Below are 17,634 nucleotides of genomic sequence, written 5' to 3' on the forward strand. Positions count from 1 at the left end.
ATGGCGCGACGCCCGCGGCCTACACCGCGCTTCCTTTCATTTTCACTCGCGCCGGCCCGCCGAATTTGTCAATCATTTCAAGATGGGCTACCGGCAATGGGGTACGTTCGTTATCATGCGACCATCGGCGTGCCCCCGATCCCATCCGACGTTTCGCAGCCCTGCGCGTCGCGGCACGCCTCCCCTCGCCCAACCAGGAGAAAGCCGCTTATGAGCATAATCAAGGAATTCAAGGAGTTTGCCGTCAAGGGCAATGTGATGGATCTCGCCGTCGGCGTGATCATCGGCGGCGCATTCTCGAAGATCGTCGACTCGGTCGTGAAAGACCTCATCATGCCGGTCATCGGCGTGCTGACCGGCGGCCTGGATTTCTCGAACAAGTTCGTTCTGCTCGGCACCATTCCCCCGACGTTCAAGGGCAACCCCGATTCGTTCAAGGACCTGCAGGCCGCGGGCGTCGCCGCGTTCGGCTACGGCTCGTTCATCACGGTGGCGATCAACTTCATCATTCTCGCGTTCATCATTTTCCTGATGGTGAAATTCATCAACAAGCTGCGCAAGCCGGAAGAAGCCGCGCCGGCCGCGACGCCGGAAGACACCGTGCTGCTGCGCGAAATCCGCGATTCGCTCAAGCAACGCTGAGCACCGCGCCACGCTGCATCCGCCAGGCCCGCCACGTGCGGGCCTTTTTCATGGACGCGTGCCGCGCATCGCCGCGCGCGGCTTATCCCACTTTTTTGTGACGCGCGAATGCACGCGCGGGAAAAGCAGGTCTATGATGGAGACTAAACGACAGTACGGGCGCCAAGACGCTGGCTGTGTCGATCATCGTGGCAAGCGGGTCGACGGGAGACATTGATCGTCGTACCGCACACGAGTGCAGCATTTTCGTGTGCTATAAAGGATCGACATGCGGCGTACATAGCCGGGAGTGGGTCGCATGAAAGTGCCGCATTTCTTGCAATTGTTTTTGAGGCGAGTGTTTATGTCCTTCCCGAAAAAACGTCGACGCGCGCAGCAGGATGGCCAGGAGTCGTTCCTCGCGGTATTGCGCCACTCCAAGCCGTTCGCACAGCTCGACACCAAGATTGCCCGCGCCCGTGCGCAGGACGAGCCCGTCCTCTACGCGCACGTGCTGCCCGGACTCGACGTGCTCCTGTGCAGCGTGCGCGGCGCACAGCCGCCCTATCCGGCCATCGCCGAACTGCGCAAGCGTTGCATCGAATCGATCGCCAACGCGCTCGAGCAGCCGCTCGACGGCCTCGAGAACGGCGGGTACTGGTACGAGGCGAACGGCTTCGGCTTCCTGGTCTTCGCGAGCCGCGCCCGCGCGCGCATCCTGCCCGAATTTGGTGCAGGCACGAAGGCGAGCCTGCGCGGCGGGCTCGGACGCCAGAACGCCGGCGACACGACACCGCGCTCCCTCGGCTGAACCGACACCGATGCGATGGGCCGCCCGCGAGCGGCCCATCGGTCATTCAGGCTTCCCGCTTCGTCGTCACTGCGCTGCCGCGCGAGCGTGGCCGGGCCGCACGATGTCGATGAATGCGGCGAAATCGGCACCCGCCAGCCCTTGCGCGGCGCCCAGCCGCAGCACCTGCTGCACCGTGGCCGACACCGGCATCACCGCACCCGTTTCGCGCGCCGCGTCGGCGATCGCGTCGACATCCTTCTGGAACGTGGCGAGCGCGCCGATCGGCGGATGGCCGCCCGACGTCATGCGCGGCACGAACGTCTGCAGCAGCACCGAATCCGCCCATCCGCCGGCCAGCGCTTCGGCCAGCCGCGCGGCGTCGATCCCGCTCGCCTGTGCGAGGCCGACGGCCTCGGCAATCGCCGTCACCGTCGCGGTGACGATCGCCTGGTTGCACAGCTTCGCGGTCTGGCCCGCCCCCGCTTCGCCCATGTGCGTGATGCGTGACGCATAGGTGTCGATCAGCGGCCTGACCGCGTCGAGGTCGGCCGCACCGCCGCCGGCCATCACCGCGAGCGTGCCGGCCTGCGCGCCGGGCACGCCGCCCGACACCGGCGCATCGATCCAGCCCGCGCCGAGCGCGGCTGCGCGCGCCGCATAGTCGCGCGTCGCGGCGGGCGGAATGCTCGAATGATCGACGATGCGCCGCACGCGGCGCCCGGCCGCGTCGCCGGCGAAGAGCCCGTTCTCGCCGAACGCGACGTCGCCGACCGCACGCGCGTCGAGCACGCATACGAAGACGGTTTCGACGCGCCCGGCCAGTTCGCGCGGCGTGTCGACCACCTGCGCGCCATCCCGCGCGAGCGCCTCGGCCTTTTCACGCGTGCGGTTCCATACGCTGACCCGGTGGCCCGCCGCCAGCAAATGCCGAATCATCGGCGCGCCCATCAATCCCGGTCCGCAAAATCCGACTTCCACGATGTTCCTCGCCTCCAATTGGGGTTGCACTTGCCGCCCATCATACCTATCACTCAAGAAGCCGGACACGCGCGGCGCCGCTTCGGCCCGCGGCTTGCGCCGGCCGCACATACCGACACCCCAGGGAGCGCATCATGAGCGACCACGTCTACAAGCTGATCGAACTGACCGGCTCGTCGAAGCAATCGTGCGACGACGCCATCCGCAACGCGATTTCGAAAGCCGGCAAGACGCTGCACAACCTGCACTGGTTCGAGGTGACCGAAACGCGCGGCCACATCGAAGGCGACCAGGTCATCCACTGGCAGGTCACGCTGAAAGTCGGCATGCGCATCGACGACTGACGCGCAGCGCAGCGCACGCGGCGCCATGATCGCCGGATGCGTGCAATGCGCATCCGCGCGGTGCCGTGCCCACCTGCATTTCGCCCCGTTCCGGCCCCTCGTCGAGGCCCGACCGGCGGGGGTCTGCGGGTATCCATCCCTTGACGCTGGCTCCGGTTCATATTAAAAACGATATACCCCACCTGCCCCTCGATCAGCCCGGACATATAAAACGGAGATACCATGAGTCAGCAACGCGAGGCGATCGACACGTACCTCTTGCGCGTCTTGCACACCTTGTTGATGGAGCGCAGCGTCACGCGCGCGGCCGTCAAACTGAACCAGTCGCAACCGGCGATCAGCGCCGCGCTGCGGCGCCTGCGCGACATCACCGGCGACCCGCTGCTCGTGCGCGGCAAGTCCGGCATGGTTCCGACCGAATACGGGCTGCGCCTGCTCGAGCCGGTACAGAACGCGCTGCGCGAAATCGAGCGGATCAAGTTCCAGCAGCACAATTTCGACCCGGCCACGTCGATCCGCTGCTACCGGATCGGCTGCCCCGACTACCTGAACGTGCTGTTCGTGCCGACCGTCGTCGAACGCTTCCGCCAGGCGGCGCCGAATGCGACGCTCGAATTCCATTCGCTCGGCCCCGCCTTCGACTACGAACTCGCGCTGGAAGACGGCAAGCTCGACATCGTCGTCGGCAACTGGCCCGAGCCGCCGGAGCAGCTGCACCTGTCGAACCTGTTCGTCGATGAAATCGTCTGCCTGATGAGCAACACGCACCCGTTCGCGAAGCGCGGCGGGCTGACGCTCGACCAGTACCTGAACGCGCCGCACCTCGCGCCGACGCCGTACTCGGTCGGCCAGCGCGGCGCGATCGACGTGCATCTCGCGCGCGAACGGCTCAAGCGTCACGTGGTCGTCACGCTGCCGTACTTCAACCTCGCGCCGTACGTACTCGTGAAGTCGGACCTGATCTTCACGACGACGCGCCTGTTCGCCGATCACTACGCGAAGTTCCTGCCGCTGTCGGTCGTGCCGGCGCCGCTCGACTTCCCGCCGATGCAGTACTACCAGCTGTGGCACGAACGCTGCCACTACTCCGACGAAGTGCGCTGGCTGCGCGGCCTCGTCGCCGAAGCCACCCGCACGCTGATCGAGCCGTAATCACGCACGACGCGCGCCGGCCACGCCGTTACGGCGTGGCGCGGCATCGCGTGACGCGGCGCGGCGGCCGCGCGCCCGGTTCGGCAGCGCGCGGCGCGACCTCCGCCCCGGCGCGTCAGCGCGACGCCTCCACGAGCGCGTGCGCAAGCGCGTTATGACGCTCGATGACGGGCGGCAGATCGAGCGTCGCGAGCCGCCCTTCCCGCACCACCACCTTCCCGTTCACCACCGTGTACGCCGTCTGCGACGGCGCGCAGAACACGAGCGCCGCCACCGGATCGTGCAGCGCGCCCGCGAACAACGGCTGGCGCAGGTCGAACGCGGCGAAGTCGGCAGCCATGCCGGGCTTCAGCGCACCGATGTCGTCGCGGTTCAGCACCTTCGCGCCGCCGAGCGTCGCGATCTCGAGCGCCTCGCGCGCGGTCATCGCATCGGGCCCGAAGCCGACCCGCTGCAGCAACAGCGCCTGGCGCACTTCCGCGACCATCTGCGCGCCGTCGTTCGACGCGGAGCCGTCGACACCGAGACCGACCGGCACGCCTGCCAGACGCATCTTCTTCACCGGCGCGATGCCGGACGCAAGCCGCATGTTCGAGCACGGGCAGTGCGCGACGCCGGTGCCGGTGCGCGCGAACAGGCCGATGCCCGCATCGTCGAGCTGCACGCAGTGCGCGTGCCACACGTCATGACCGACCCAGCCGAGGTCTTCCGCGTATTCGGCCGGCGTCATCCCGAATTTCTCGCGGCTGTACGCGATGTCGTTCACGTTCTCCGCCAGGTGCGTGTGCAACGACACGCCGTATTCGCGCGCGAGCACGGCGGCGTCGCGCATCAGCTCGCGGCTCACCGAGAAGGGCGAGCACGGCGCGACGACCACGCGCAGCATCGCGTAACGGCCTTCGTCGTGATAGGTCTCGATCAGGCGCTGCGCGTCACGCAGGATGTCGGGTTCACGCTCGACGACCGAATCGGGCGGCAGGCCGCCGTCGCGCTGGCCGACGCTCATCGCGCCGCGGCTTGCGTGAAAGCGCATGCCGATCCGCTGCGCGGCGCCGATGCTGTCGTCGAGCCGGCTGCCGTTCGGATAGATGTACAGATGATCGCTCGACGTCGTGCAGCCCGACTGCAGCAGTTCGGCCATCGCGGTGAGCGTCGACACCTCGATCATTTCGGGCGTCAGGTGCGCCCAGATCCGGTACAGGTTCGTGAGCCAGCCGAACAGCTCGGCGTTCTGCGCGGCCGGCACCGCGCGCGTGAGGCTCTGGTACATGTGATGGTGGGTGTTCACGAGCCCCGGGATCACGAGGTGGCCGCGCAGGTCGAGCACCTCGTCGGCGGTGTCGGGCAGCTCGGCGCTCGGGCCGACCGCGACGATCCGGTTGTCTTCGATGTAGAGCCCCGCATCGCGCAGTTCGCGACGCGTGTCGTCCATGGTCACGAGCACGTCGGCGTGCCTGACCAGCAGGGTTTTCGGGCGGGATGAGGATGGGTGCGGCGCGCGTGCGCCGGCGTGCTGCTCGAGGTTCATGCGTTCTCCGCGTCGTTCTGCCCCCGGGAGCCGCTCCCGGAGACCATCACAAAGCCGTTCGAACGCTGATTCGCGGCACGCCCCGGTGCCTGCGTCCGTTCGAACGCGCTGGCCCGGTTACCCGGCGTGCTCGCCGTCTTCGGGGTACGCACCGGACACTGCCCGACGCGCACGGCGGCAGGATCGCCCAAGCGCGCGCCGCGCACAATGCGCGATCCGCAATACCGCGCTTCACGGTTTCGATATGGTACGCCGCGCGACGGGCCGCCGGCCGCGCGAAGCACGGGTCGCCGGCCGCTTCCGGCACGCCGTCGACAGCGGTTCATGCGCGGCGCATTATCTTTGATATCGCGCCCGTATTTACGCGGGGAACCTTTTTACAATGCCTGCACGGCGCTCGCTTCAATTTCGCCGACGGGTATGTAGCCACGTGACGTGGAGCCTCGATCCGCCGCACAGTCATGGATCGAGTCGCCGCCGAACCTCGCATTCACACAAGGACAATTGCGAATGGGAAAGCTCACTACCCACGTACTCGATACGGCGCACGGTCGTCCCGGCGCCGCCATCAAGGTGGACCTCTACGCGCTGGACGGCGAATCGCGCCGCGCGATCAAGACCGTGCTGACCAATAGCGACGGCCGCTGCGACGCCCCCCTGCTCGAAGGCGCGGCACTCGCCGCCGGCGAATACGAACTCGTATTCCACGCCGGCGACTACTTCGCGTCGCTCGGCGTGAAGGTTCCCGAACCGCGTTTCGTCGATCGCGTCGTGCTGCGCTTCGGCATCGCCGACACCGCATCGCACTACCACGTGCCGCTGCTCGTGTCGCCGTGGTCGTACAGCACCTATCGCGGCAGCTGACATACGCATCGGCTGCCCGCATCAAAGACAACGATCTGAGTCTGGAGGAGTTTCATGGAAGGCTTCATCACCGACTGGCTGAACCTCGCGCTGCGATGGCTGCACGTCATCGTCGCCATTGCGTGGATCGGCGAGTCCTTCTATTTCGTCGCGCTCGACAACAGCCTGAAACCGCCGACCGACCCGAACCAGCGCAAGCGCGGCGTGTTCGGCGAACTGTGGCACGTCCACGGCGGCGGTTTCTACAACATGCAGAAGTACACGGTCGCCCCGCCGGAAATGCCGGATGACCTGCACTGGTCGAAGTGGCCGTCGTACACGACCTGGCTGTCGGGGTTCTCGCTGTTCTTCGTGCTGTACCTGCTCGCGCCGAACACCTACCTGATCGACAAGAGCGTGCTCGACATGGGCCCGGTGGTCGCCGTCGCATCCGCGCTCGGCTTCCTCGCGGCCGGCTGGATCGTCTACGACTCGCTGTGCCGCATCCTCGGCACCAACGATCGCGTGCTCGGTATCTGCGTCGGCATCTACGTCGTCGTCGCCGCATACCTCGCCTGCCACATCTTCTCGGGCCGTGCGGCGTACCTGATCGTCGGTGCGATGCTCGCGACGATCATGTCGGCGAACGTGTTCTTCGTGATCATCCCCGGCCAGCGCAAGATGGTCGACAAGATGCTCAAGGGCGAAGAGCCGAACCCGATCTACGGCAAGCGCGGCAAGCAACGCTCGGTGCACAACACGTATTTCACGCTGCCCGTCGTGTTCGCGATGCTGTCGAACCACTATGCGATGACCTACACGAACAAGCTCAACTGGGTCGTGCTCGTGATGATCATGCTGGCCGGCGCGCTGATCCGTCAGTTCTTCGTGATGCGTCACCGCGGCAAGCAGCTGTGGTACCTGCCGATCGGCGGCGTCGCCCTGCTGTCCGGCGCACTGGTATGGACGATGCCGAAGCCGGTCGCACCGGAAGCGCAAGCCGCCAACGCGCCGAAGGTCGTGATCGCCGACATCATGCCGGTCCTGCAGCAGCGCTGCGTCGAGTGCCACTCGGCCAAGCCGACGCTGATGGGCAGCGCGCCTGCCGGCGTGATGTTCGATACGCCGGACGAAGTGTCGAAGAACGCGCAGCGCATCTATGAACAGGCCGTGCGCCTGAAGGCGATGCCGATCGGCAACGTCACGCACATGACCGACGACGAGCGCGTGAAGCTCGCCGCCTGGTTCGAGGGTGGCGCGAACAAGTAAGCCACCGTGCGCCGGAGGTTGTTTGCCGGCGCGATCCTCTCCGTTCGCGGGCCCGGAAACGGGCCCGTTTTTTTTGCGTGCGGCGAATGCGTGCGTCAGTCGCGCGACGCGTCGCGCTGCAGCGCGACCAGTGTGTCGAGCGCGCGCGCACCGTCGCCGAATGCGACGAAGATGTGATCGTGGCACGCGGCCGCCATCACGTTGCAGCTGATGCCGGCCGCGCCGAGCGCCTGCGCGAACGCGGCCGTCAACCCGACCGCCTGCAGGTCGGAATGCACGGTCAGCGTGATCCACGCGGCGCGAAACAGCACAGGCCAGCCGCGGCGGGCCGCCGTTTCCTCGCTGACGATCACCGTCAGTCCTTCGGCTTCCTGGAACGTGGCGACCGTTTCGGATAACGAAACGTCGATGCCGTTCGGCAGCGATACGAATGCGTACGCGCCCGGATGCAGCTCGGGTTGCATCGTGCGCAACAGGGTCGCAAGGTCGTTTTCAGGCTGGCTCATCGGCGGGAATCATCCGGCATGGACGTCGTGGGGTGGCAATGCGGGCACGATAGCACGTGCGATGGCCGGCGCCGGCGTGATGAACGCGTGAGCGCCCCACCCGCAATCCTCGTGTGCAGCTTCGGCATGGCGACACGGCGCAATGCGGTGCCGATCGCCGCGCGGCTGCATCGCGCGGATGAACGGAGGACGCCCCTCTCGCCGTGGCGCATGCCAACACGGCACGCAATCAGCCCGTCGGGCCCCGCTCACCCGTCGACCGTCTCCGGCATCCGCGCGATCGCCTTGATCTCGAACTGGAAACCGTACAGCCAGGTCACGCCGACGGCGGTCAGCGTCGGATGCGGTGCGTCGCCCCAGTACTCCGGAACGATCTGCCAGATCCGCTCGAACGTCGCTTCGGGATCGACGAGAAATACCGTCACGTCGACCACGTCGTCGAACGTACAGCCGGCTGCGTGCAGCACCGCGTTCAGGTTCTCGAACGCACGCCGCACCTGCGTGTCGAGCGCCGGTTCCGGCGAACCGTCGTCGCAACTGCCGACCTGCCCGGACACGAACAGGAAGCCGTTCGACTTCACCGCCGGCGAATACCGGTTGCGCTCGTACAGCGCCCGGCGCCCGGGCGGGAAAACTACGCTACGCTTCGTCATGCCGATCCTCCATTCATCCTTGGGGCCAACCGCCCCGGTATCAACGATGAAGGCACTTTAAGGACCGCTGCCCGACCGATAAACAGGCAATCGTGTCCAGCACTGTTTGCGAAACCCAAACAATTTCCGAGCGACGCGGAGCACACACCCGATGGATCGATTCGACGCGATGCAGGCGTTCGCCCGCGTGGTGGAAACCGGCAGTTTCACGAAGGCGGCCGAGACGCTGCACATGAGCCGGACCAGCGTGACGCAGCTGGTGCAGCAACTGGAAGCGCGACTGCGCGTGAGGCTGTTCAACCGCACGACGCGCAAGGTCGTCGTCACGGCCGACGGCGCCGCCTACTACGAGCGCGTGGTGCGGCTGCTCGCCGACATGGACGATGCCGAGACGAGCCTGTCCGGCGCGTCCGCATCCCCGCGCGGACGGCTGCGCGTCGACGTGCCCAGCCCGTTCGCGCGGCTGATCCTGATCCCGGCGCTGCCCGCGTTCCACGCGCGCTATCCGGACATCCAGCTCGACATGGGCGTGAGCGACCGCGTGGTGGACGTGATCGGCGAGAACGTCGACTGCGTCGTGCGCGGCGGCGAGCCGACCGACCAAGCGCTGGTCGCGCGCAAGGTCGGCGACCTGCGGCTCGGCGTCTACGCATCGCCCGACTATCTGGCGCGCGCCGGCACGCCGTCGCATCCGGCGGAACTCGAGGACACGCATCACCGGATCGTGGGTTTTCTTTGGGCGCGTACCGGCAAGGCGCTGCCATATGCGATGGAACACGACGGCGAGCGCGTCAACGTGCGCGGGCGCTACGTGCTGGCGGTCGACGACGGCAACGCGTACGTCGAGGCCGGCCTCGCTGGCCTCGGCATCCTGTGGCTGCCCGACTACATGGCCGAGCGGCACCGCGCGCGCGGCGAGCTGGTGCCGCTGTTCGAGCACTGGCGGCTCGATCCGATGCCGATGTACGTGGCCTACCCGCCGAACCGGCACGTCAGCGCGAAGCTGCGCGTGTTCATCGACTGGATCGCCGCGTTGACGGCACAGCATGCGCCTGTCACCGAGCGGCGCCGCGGCAGCAGCGGCCAGCACGACACCCGCAAGCGTCGCGCGAACGCCCGGCGCGACGACGCATGAAAAAAACCCGCGCATCGTGCGCGGGTTTCGTCGAACGGAGAACGGCTACGCGAGCCGATAACTCAGGCCGTCAACGCATGCAGCGCTTCGTCGGTGAGCCACAGCGACTCCTGCAGATCCTGCTCGTTCAGGTTCAGCCCGTCGCCGCCGCGATCGACAACGATGAAGTCGCTGACGCCGCCCAGCGCGATCAGCGGGTGATGCCACACGCCCTTCGCGTAGTTCACGCCTTGCCACCCGCTCGTCACGAACGCGCGGATCTTCGACGGATCGAGCTCGCCCGCCGGCGCGACGACGACGAGATACGGCTGGTCGTTCAGCGGCACGAACGCCTGGCTGCCGAGCGGATGACGCTCGAGCATCTTCACCTCGAACGGCAGCGTGCGCGGCTGGCCGCGGAACAGGTTCACGAGCGTGCGGCCGTCTTCGTCGGTCACGTCGACTGTCGCGAGATCGTGAAAGCGGATCGTCGTGCCGAGGTTGATCGGAATCTGCTTCGCGCCTTCCGTTTCGATCACGTCGCCGAACGGCGCGAACGCTTCCTTGGTCAGCGGTTCGATTGCAAGCGTCTTCATTGGTCGAGCGTCCCCCACAGACGCAGGCGCGATACGCCGCCGTCCGGAATGATGTTCAAGCGCACGTGGGTCACCGGGCCCAGCGCTGCGATTTCCTGTTCGAAGTAGTGCTGCTTGTCCATCTGCAGCTTCTGTTCGCCGAGCAGCACCGGCCAGAACATCGACTGCGTGATCAGCGAGCTGTCGGTGCCGCCCGACACGTACGCGGCCTGGATCGAGCAGCGATCCGGGTAGTTGCCCTTGAAGAACGCCGTATCGACTTCGATCTTGCGGATCACGCCCGGCCGCGCCAGCGCGATGATCGCCCAGTCGTTGCCCGGTTCGCGGCGGCGGCGGGTTTCCCAGCCGTCGCCCATGTTCACGCCGCGGCCCGGCAGCAGCAGGTTCGATGCGACGCCGAAGTGCTGGTTGTTCGCCGCCACCACGTAGCCGCCGTTTTCCATCGCCGCGAGATCGAACTGCTCGGTCGCGCTCGCGCCGGCCCAGTCGAGCTGCGGCTGGCCGTACACGCGCAGGCGCGCGATGCCGCCGTCCGGATAGATGTTCACGCGCAGGTGCGTGAACGCACGGGCGTCGCTCGCTTCGACGTAGTGATGGCTGTTGCCCTGCAGCGTCGTCGACGGCACGATCTCGACCCATTCGGTCGCGTGCGTCGGCGCGCCGTCGGCCACGTACGCGGCCTCGATCGACGCGGCCGGCGGGAAATTGCCGGTGAAGTGGCTCGTGTCGATGTCGAAGCCCTTGATCACGCCCGGGCGCGCGAGCTTGACGATGCACCAGTCGTAGCCCGTCGTGCGCTTGCGGCGCGTCTCCCAGCCGTCCATCCACTTGCCGTGGTCGTCGTACTTGCCGGGGATGAATACCGCCGGCTCGGGGTTCAGCATCCGGTCCTTCGGCGCGAAGAAGTCGTCGCTGGCCTCGAGCGCCTGCGCACCGAGACGCGGGTCGGCGAGGTTCACGTAGCGCCGCGTGAAATCGGGTGCGTTCGGATCGAGAAGCGGAACAGCCATGATGTTTCCTTGTTTCAGTGAGGCGGTCAGGCCGCTGCCACGCAGCAGGCCGTATTGCGGTGTCAGGCGTCGATCAGGTCATCGAGGCGGAAGCGCGCGATCCGGTAGATCTGGTCGAGGCTCGTGCGCAGTTCCTCGGTGCGAGAATGATTCACGCGCGCCTCGAAGTTCGCGATGATGCCGTGCCGGTCATAGCCGCGCACCGCGAGGATGAACGGGAAGCCGAACTTCTCGCGATACGTGCGGTTCAGCGTCAGCAGCTTGTCGAACTCTTCCTGCGTGCACTGGTCGAGGCCCGCGCCGCTCTGCTCGCGCGTCGACTCGGCCGTCAGTTCGCCGCGCACGGCGGCCTTGCCGGCCAGCTCCGGGTGAGCGTTGATCAGCGCGAGCTGGCGCACTTCGCCGCTCGCCTCCACCGCGCCCGACATCGTCTTGTGCAGCGCGTCGATATTCGCGAACGGCCGCTCGCCCGCGGCGATCTCGGCCACCCACGGCGAATGTTCGAAGATCCCGGACAGCGCCGCGACGAATGCGCTCGGCGCCATCGTGTTCAGTTGATCCAACGTGTAACGCATCGCCTTCATGCTTTCCCTTCGTTTCGATGATTGGGCTGATACGGATGATGTTCACGCCAATGACGCGCAATATCGACACGACGCGTCACCCATACGCGATCGTGCTTTTCGATGTGATCGAGGAAACGCTGCATCCCGCGGAAACGGCCCGGCCGGCCCAGCAGCCGGCAGTGCATGCCGATCGACAGCATCTTCGGCGCTTCGTCGCCTTCCGCGTACAGCACGTCGAATGCGTCGCGCAGGTAGTCGAAGAAGTGGTCGCCGGTGTTGAAACCCTGCGGCGTCGCGAAACGCATGTCGTTCGTGTCGAGCGTGTACGGCACGATCAGCTGCGGCGACGTGCCGCCGCCCGATACTTCGACGTTCATCCAGAACGGCAGGTCGTCGCCGTAATTGTCGGAGTCGTACAGGAAGCCGCCGTATTCCGCGACGAGACGGTGCGTGTTGGGACTGTCGCGGCCGGTGTACCAGCCGAGCGGACGCTCGCCCGTCACGCGTTCGATCGCTTCCATCCCGAGACGCATGTGCTCAGCTTCGAGCTCGGGCGTCATGCTCTGATAGTGGATCCAGCGCCAGCCGTGGCATGCGATTTCATGACCGAGCTCGACGAATGCGCGTGCGAGTTCCGGATGGCGTTCGATCGCCATGCCGACCCCGAACACCGTCAGCGGCAGCCCGCGCTTCTCGAATTCGCGCAGGATGCGCCACACGCCGGCCCGCGAACCGTATTCGTAGATCGATTCCATGCTCATGTGCCGATCCGGATACGCGGCCGCGCCGACGATTTCGGACAGGAACTGCTCGGAGCCCGGATCGCCGTGCAGCACGCAGTTCTCGCCGCCCTCCTCGTAGTTGAGGACGAACTGCACGGCGACGCGGGCGCGCCCCGGCCAGTTCGCCTGCACGGGATGGCGGCCGTAGCCGATCAGGTCGCGAGGATAGTTGGGATCGAGTGACATGGTTCGAAGTGCGGCGAAAGCTTGCTGAAATAATGGGTTCGCATCAGCCCGCGCGGGTGCCGGAGGGACGCCGTGCGGGCCGATGCGATGACGGCCCAGTGTAGCGAAAAGGTTCATACGCGCCCATACAGCGGCGCAGATAGTGCATGTCAGACGGAGTGTATGTGCGGTTGCGGCAAATTCGGGACCGGTTCCGGTGCGGCAACCCCGCTGCGGGCCGTGGCGACGGCCGCCGGCAGGTCGTCCGGCGGGCTGAACCGCGCGAATTCGCCGTCGTAGCGCTTAGGCAGCGGCCGCGCGTAGTCGCCGCGCTTCGCGGTCGCGAGCCGCAGCGACACGAGCGCCTCGGCCCACTTGACGGCCGCCGTGACGCCCTCGACCACCGGCGCGCCGATCTGCTGCTCGATCTCGTGCGCGAACTCGGCCATCCCGGCGCAGCCGAGCACGATCGCGTCGGCGCCGTCCTCGTCGAGCGCGCGCCGGCATTCGTCGACGATGATGCGCCGCGCGGCCGAGCCGGGCCGGTCGAGCTCGAGCACGGCCACGTCGGTCGCGCGCACGTTGCGGCAGAACCGCTTCATCCCGTAGCGCTCGGCAAGATGCCACGCCATCCCGCACGTGCGCGCCAGCGTCGTGACGACCGAGAAGCCCGGCGCGAGCACGCTGGCCGCGTGCATCGCCGCCTCGGCGATTCCGATCACCGGCCCGCGCGCGACCTCGCGCGCCGCATATAGGCCCGGGTCGCCGAAACACGCGATCACGTAGGCATCGACACCTTCGCGCTCGCCGTGCACGATCTCGGCCAGGAGCCCCGGCGTCGCGAGCGCCTCGTCGTAATACCCTTCGATCGACGGCGGCCCCATCGGCGGGCTCACGGCGACGACTTCCGTGCCCGCGGCCGCGACTTCGCGCGCGCAACGCCCCATCGCGTCGGTCATCCGCTGCGTCGTATTCGGATTGATCAGCTTGATCTTCATCGCGCGCTCCTCAGGCCTTCGCGTTCACGAGCAGCCGGTAGAACAGGAAGCCGAGCCCCGCGCCGATGAACCACGAGAAGTTCGCGGCGGCCTGCCAGCCCGGCACCATCACGCAAACGATCGCGATCACCGCGGCCGGCAACAGCGCCGCGAGCGCGCGGCGGTTCACGCCGCCCGTGTACCAGTACGCGCCGCGCTCCGACATCGTGTAGAGATCGTCGCGCACGAGCCGGCCGCGCTTGACGAGGTAGAAGTCGGCGACCAGCACGCCGTACAGCGGACCGATGAACGCGCCGAGCACGTCGAGCGTGTAGTGGATCACCGCCGGGTTGTTGAACAGGTTCCACGGCGTGATGAAGATCGATGCGACGGCCGCGAGCATCCCGCCCGCGCGCCAGCTGATCAGCCGCGGCGCGACGTTCGAGAAGTCGAACGCCGGCGACACGAAGTTCGCGACGATGTTGATGCCGATCGTCGCGATCGTGAAGGTCAGCGCGCCGAGGATCACGGCGGTCGGATGGTCGATGCGACCGACCGTCTCGACTGGATCGGTGATGAGTTCGCCGAACACCGGCAGCGTCGCGGCCGTCGTGATCACCGTGACGAGCGAGAACGCGAGGAAGTTGACGGGCAACCCCCAGAAGTTGCCGCGCTTCACTTCGCCGAACGAGCGGCAGTAGCGCGAGAAGTCGCCGAAATTCAGCATCGGCCCGGAGAAGTACGACACGACGAGCGACACGGCCGTGATCATCACCGGGATCACTTCCGCGCCGTGATACTTGACGCCGCCGAGGTTGATGCCGATGTTGCGCCAGCCCGCGCGCCACACCATGTAGCCGGCCAGGATGAACATCACGACGTAGACGGCCGGGCCCGCGAAGTCGATGAACTTCTTGATCGTCTCCATCCCGTTCCAGAACACGAACGCCTGCAGCACCCACAGCAGCATGAAGCCGGCCCAGCCGATCGCCGACAGCCCGAGAAAGCCGTAGCGATGGACGTCGGCGTACGGCATCCATTGCGGAAAGAACTTCAGCACGACGATCACGAGCGCGCTGGACGCGAGATAGGTCTGGATGCCGTACCACGCGATCGCGATCAACCCGCGGAGCACGGCCGGCACGTTCGCGCCGAGCACGCCGAACGTCGCACGGCAGGCGACCGGATACGGCACGCCGATCTGCTGGCTCGGCCGCGCGATCAGGTTGCACAGCCGGTTCACGATCGTGATGCCGACGATCAGCGCGATCAGCACCTGCCAGCTCGTCAGCCCGAGTGCGAACAGGCTGCCCGCGAACACATAGCCGCCGACGCTGTGCACATCCGACATCCAGAACGCGAAGATGTTGTACGAACCCCACGTCTGATTTTTTAGGGGTGCCAAATCTTCGTTATACAAACGTCTGCTATAGCCGTCCGGCAACGTGGGATCGCTGCCCTCGCCGCCTTCTTCCGCCGGATACGCGCTGTCGTGCGCGACACTGAACTGAGCCATGACTTCTCCTTGACGCGGCCGGACAGCCGCTCCACCGTCATCGATATCGCTCCGGATCGTCGCCCGGAGTCGGACTGGCAGCCGGCGGCAGATACCGCCGGCCTGCATTGCTCTCGTTCTGTGGCGCGCGGCCGGGTTCGCGTCGCCGCTCAGGCGCCGCCGAACACTTCGCGCAAATCGACCTGCCCTTGCGCGGGCCGATCCAGCATCTTCAGTTCGACATGCTGCAGGTGGTGCGCCATCAGCGTCACCGCCCGCTTCGGATCTCCCGCTTCCAGCGCGGTCAGGATCTCGTCGTGGTCGTCGCACGAGCACGGGCTGCGCCCGTGCGATTCGTACAGCGCCGACATCAGCGTCGAGCGTGCGACGAGCCCGTCGAGGCACTCGCAGAGCGTCGCATTGCCCGTCAGCGCCGCGAGCGCCGTATGGAATTCGCCCGACAGGCGGATCCATGCCGCGAAGTCGTGCCGCTCGAACGCACGGCGTTCCTTGTCGATCAGCGCGGCGACGCCCTTCAGCCGCTTCGCGCCCGGGCCCGTCGCGAGCCGCTCGACGACGGCCAGCTCGACGATCCGGCGCATTTCGAACACCTCGTGCACGTCCTGCAGCGTCGGGCTCGCGACGAACGCGCCGCGGTTCGGCTCGAGATCGACCAGCTTGTCGGCCGCGAGCTGCGCGAGCGCCTGCCGGATCGGCCCGCGCTTCACGCCGAACACGTCGCAAAGCTGCGCTTCCGTCAGCTTCGCGCCGGGCGCGAGCCGATGCTCGAGGATCGCGGTACGGATCCGCTCGGCGATCGCTTCGGGACCGGCTGCGCCGGACGGGTGGGAATCGGGCTCGTTCATGATCTGCATCGCGTGATGGTCCTCATCCTAGAACGGACATAAAGATTGTCAACAATTCTTTTCTCGAAATGCGCACAATCGGCGTGCGTTTCGATGTACCGAATCGGTGCGTGCCGCTCCGAATCCATGCATATCAAGCCTCTCAGGCTTGCCCACGGCCGATCACGGCGTATACCCTCACGGTCGTTTTGTTGACAAAAATGGTGCGTGACACGGTGCCGACTCGATCGGTGTCGACGAAAAATCCAGACCGTTAGTTGCGCATTTACTTAAAGAAAAAGGCGGGAAATCCCGCCTTCCGATCGTACCCGACCGTCGCATCCGGCCGGCTCAGCCGAGATGCGGATAGTCCGACAGCGTCAGCCGGAAGCCGTGCGCATTCGCGACGAGCTGCGCCTTCGCGCCGAACGGCAGCGTCAGCAGGTCGGGCACGTGACCGAACTGCAGCCCCGTGACGACCGGAATGCCGACCACCGAGCGCACCTGGTCGATCATCGCCTGCATGTCGTAGCCGTTGTCGTATTCGAACGGCCGCGCACCGGTGAACTGGCCGAGCACGAGCGCCTGCTGGCGCGCGAGCAGCCCCGACAGGTGCAGCTGATAGATCATCCGCTCGATCCGGAACGGCTGTTCGTTGACGTCCTCGATGAACAGGATGCCGCCTTCGATATCGGGCATGTACGGCGTGCCGACGAGCGACGCGAGGATCGCGAGGTTGCCGCCCCACAGCGTGCCCGTCACGTTCACGGTCTGCACCTGCGGCGCTTCGGCGACGATCGTCGTGGTCGGCTGCGACAGCGTCTGCCAGAAGTGCTGCATCGTGAAGTCGCTCGGCGTTTCGGCGCCGAAGTCGGCCGACAGCATCGGGCCGCCGAAGGTCTTGATGCGCGCCTTCGCATACAGCGCGAGCTGGATCGCGGTGAAATCGCTGTGGCCGACGAGCGCGATCGGCTGGTCGCGCAGGCGACGCTCGAGCCCGAGATAGTCGAGCCCGTGCAGGATGCGCGCCGCGCCGTAGCCGCCGCGCACCGCGAGCGCGATGTCCGGCAGCGGCCGCTCGGGATCCGCCAGGCGGTTCAGGTCCCCCGCCCGCTCGCCGTCGGTGCCGCCGAAACGCTGAAAGCGGCGCTGCGTCGCCTCGATGTTCTCGATGCGATGCTGCGCACCGCTCAGGCGTTCGAGCGCGCGATTGATCGCATCGGGATCGTGCGGATAACCGGAGGGCGCCAGCAGGCGGATGGTGTAGGACGCGGCGGGCTGGAAGGACATGGCGAAAGGTATCGGGTCGTCAAACCTGCTTAGAGGGTCCGAACCGTCTCCGGTTCACGGGCCGGGATCGCAGCGACGCTCACGGAAGCCGGCCGCTGCGCGAGGCG

The 17,634-nt window shown here is 66.6% G+C and carries 19 protein-coding genes; 7 read left to right on the forward strand and 12 right to left on the reverse strand.

All coding sequences use genetic code 11. The features are described from left to right. Positions 1-210: 210 nt before the first annotated feature. Positions 211-642 (forward strand): large conductance mechanosensitive channel protein MscL, encoded by a 432-nt coding sequence (mscL, locus tag DCN14_RS24680; RefSeq protein ID WP_096503205.1) that lies wholly within the window; start codon positions 211-213, stop codon positions 640-642. 343 nt (positions 643-985) lie between these two features. Next, positions 986-1,432 (forward strand): hypothetical protein, encoded by a 447-nt coding sequence (locus tag DCN14_RS24685; protein WP_027784713.1) that lies wholly within the window; start codon positions 986-988, stop codon positions 1,430-1,432. Positions 1,433-1,498: 66 nt separating this feature from the next. Here the strand turns inward: DCN14_RS24685 and DCN14_RS24690 are convergent, their stop codons facing one another. Next, entirely contained in the window at positions 1,499-2,392 is an 894-nt protein-coding gene (locus DCN14_RS24690; protein ID WP_096503371.1) for an NAD(P)-dependent oxidoreductase, read from the reverse strand. A 134-nt stretch (positions 2,393-2,526) separates the two neighbouring features. Between DCN14_RS24690 and DCN14_RS24695 the strand changes: the two genes are divergently transcribed. Continuing rightward, entirely contained in the window at positions 2,527-2,736 is a 210-nt protein-coding gene (locus DCN14_RS24695) for a dodecin (RefSeq protein ID WP_096503207.1), read from the forward strand. A gap of 222 nt (positions 2,737-2,958) precedes the next feature. Then, complete coding sequence (locus tag DCN14_RS24700) at positions 2,959-3,888, forward strand: LysR substrate-binding domain-containing protein (protein WP_006402708.1); 930 nt, start codon at positions 2,959-2,961, stop codon at positions 3,886-3,888. A 115-nt stretch (positions 3,889-4,003) separates the two neighbouring features. Here DCN14_RS24700 and DCN14_RS24705 read toward each other — a convergent pair whose 3' ends face one another. Further along, complete coding sequence (locus DCN14_RS24705; protein WP_096503209.1) at positions 4,004-5,416, reverse strand: 8-oxoguanine deaminase; 1,413 nt, start codon at positions 5,414-5,416, stop codon at positions 4,004-4,006. 510 nt (positions 5,417-5,926) lie between these two features. Here DCN14_RS24705 and uraH point away from each other — a divergent pair. Next, on the forward strand, positions 5,927-6,280 hold the full coding sequence (uraH, locus tag DCN14_RS24715; protein ID WP_012364099.1) for a hydroxyisourate hydrolase: 354 nt from the start codon (positions 5,927-5,929) through the stop codon (positions 6,278-6,280). A 54-nt stretch (positions 6,281-6,334) separates the two neighbouring features. Then, on the forward strand, positions 6,335-7,528 hold the full coding sequence (locus tag DCN14_RS24720; protein WP_096503211.1) for a urate hydroxylase PuuD: 1,194 nt from the start codon (positions 6,335-6,337) through the stop codon (positions 7,526-7,528). 95 nt (positions 7,529-7,623) lie between these two features. Here DCN14_RS24720 and DCN14_RS24725 read toward each other — a convergent pair whose 3' ends face one another. Together DCN14_RS24725 and DCN14_RS24730 are read right to left on the reverse strand one after the other, a co-directional pair. Further along, positions 7,624-8,034: an ACT domain-containing protein gene (locus DCN14_RS24725; protein ID WP_096503213.1), complete on the reverse strand. Its 411-nt coding sequence runs from the start codon at positions 8,032-8,034 to the stop codon at positions 7,624-7,626. A gap of 248 nt (positions 8,035-8,282) precedes the next feature. Further along, complete coding sequence (locus DCN14_RS24730; protein ID WP_096503215.1) at positions 8,283-8,687, reverse strand: RidA family protein; 405 nt, start codon at positions 8,685-8,687, stop codon at positions 8,283-8,285. 151 nt (positions 8,688-8,838) lie between these two features. Here DCN14_RS24730 and DCN14_RS24735 point away from each other — a divergent pair, with 151 nt between their 5' ends. Continuing rightward, on the forward strand, positions 8,839-9,822 hold the full coding sequence (locus tag DCN14_RS24735; RefSeq protein WP_096503217.1) for a LysR family transcriptional regulator: 984 nt from the start codon (positions 8,839-8,841) through the stop codon (positions 9,820-9,822). 62 nt (positions 9,823-9,884) lie between these two features. On the opposite strand, the gene DCN14_RS24740 is transcribed toward DCN14_RS24735, so the two are convergent. The 8 genes from DCN14_RS24740 to ldcA form a co-directional block, all read right to left on the reverse strand. Next, positions 9,885-10,397: an ureidoglycolate lyase gene (locus DCN14_RS24740; protein ID WP_096503219.1), complete on the reverse strand. Its 513-nt coding sequence runs from the start codon at positions 10,395-10,397 to the stop codon at positions 9,885-9,887. Next, positions 10,394-11,407 carry an allantoicase gene (alc, locus tag DCN14_RS24745; RefSeq protein WP_096503221.1) on the reverse strand — a complete coding sequence of 338 codons (1,014 nt, stop codon included), beginning with the start codon at positions 11,405-11,407 and terminating at the stop codon, positions 10,394-10,396. The genes DCN14_RS24740 and alc overlap by 4 nt, the downstream gene beginning before the upstream one ends. Before the next feature lie 62 nt (positions 11,408-11,469). Beyond that, positions 11,470-11,991: a 2-oxo-4-hydroxy-4-carboxy-5-ureidoimidazoline decarboxylase gene (gene uraD, locus DCN14_RS24750; protein ID WP_096503223.1), complete on the reverse strand. Its 522-nt coding sequence runs from the start codon at positions 11,989-11,991 to the stop codon at positions 11,470-11,472. Further along, entirely contained in the window at positions 11,988-12,941 is a 954-nt protein-coding gene (gene puuE, locus DCN14_RS24755; protein WP_096503225.1) for an allantoinase PuuE, read from the reverse strand. Before puuE ends, uraD begins: the two co-directional genes overlap by 4 nt. Before the next feature lie 149 nt (positions 12,942-13,090). Further along, positions 13,091-13,918 (reverse strand): aspartate/glutamate racemase family protein, encoded by an 828-nt coding sequence (locus DCN14_RS24760; RefSeq protein WP_096503227.1) that lies wholly within the window; start codon positions 13,916-13,918, stop codon positions 13,091-13,093. A 10-nt stretch (positions 13,919-13,928) separates the two neighbouring features. Beyond that, the gene (locus DCN14_RS24765; RefSeq protein ID WP_096503229.1) at positions 13,929-15,413 is read right to left on the reverse strand and encodes an NCS1 family nucleobase:cation symporter-1; all 1,485 of its coding nucleotides are present in this window, start codon (positions 15,411-15,413) and stop codon (positions 13,929-13,931) included. Positions 15,414-15,562: 149 nt separating this feature from the next. Further along, a complete protein-coding gene (locus DCN14_RS24770; protein ID WP_096503231.1) occupies positions 15,563-16,267 on the reverse strand; it encodes a GntR family transcriptional regulator in 705 nt (234 codons plus the stop codon). Positions 16,268-16,588: 321 nt separating this feature from the next. Then, entirely contained in the window at positions 16,589-17,527 is a 939-nt protein-coding gene (gene ldcA / locus DCN14_RS24775) for a muramoyltetrapeptide carboxypeptidase (protein ID WP_096503233.1), read from the reverse strand. Between the last annotated feature and the right edge of the window lie 107 nt (positions 17,528-17,634).

It is taken from the genome of Burkholderia sp. IDO3, assembly GCF_003366075.1.
GTDB classification, from domain to species: domain Bacteria; phylum Pseudomonadota; class Gammaproteobacteria; order Burkholderiales; family Burkholderiaceae; genus Burkholderia; species Burkholderia anthina.